Annotated in this window: 1 protein-coding gene; it reads right to left on the bottom strand. The window is 68.4% G+C overall.

Features of this window, described 5'->3' with window-relative positions:
* A partial coding sequence (locus tag IH68_RS51485; RefSeq protein WP_037886806.1) for a B12-binding domain-containing protein occupies positions 1-269 on the bottom strand: 269 nt, incomplete at both ends.

Below are 269 nucleotides of genomic sequence, written 5' to 3'. Positions count from 1 at the left end.
CGACCTTGTCCATGTGCGGTTCGAGGTGGGCGACGGCCGTCTTCATCACCTCGGCGGACTGCAGCACGAACGGCAGCTGCATCTGGCCGGAGCCGAACAACTCGCCGACGACCTTCATGCCGTCCAGCAGCGTCTCGTTGACGATGTCCAGGGCCTTGCGGGTCCGGAGGGCCTCGTCGAGGTCGGCCTCCAGGCCGTTGCGCTCGCCGTCGATGATGCGCCGCTTGAGGCGCTCCTGAAGCGGCAGGGCGGCCAGCTCCTCGGCCTTG

Source organism: Streptomyces sp. NRRL S-646 (assembly GCF_000720765.1).
In the GTDB taxonomy this organism is placed as follows: domain Bacteria; phylum Actinomycetota; class Actinomycetes; order Streptomycetales; family Streptomycetaceae; genus Streptomyces.
This window is presented reverse-complemented; position numbering and strand designations above follow the sequence as displayed.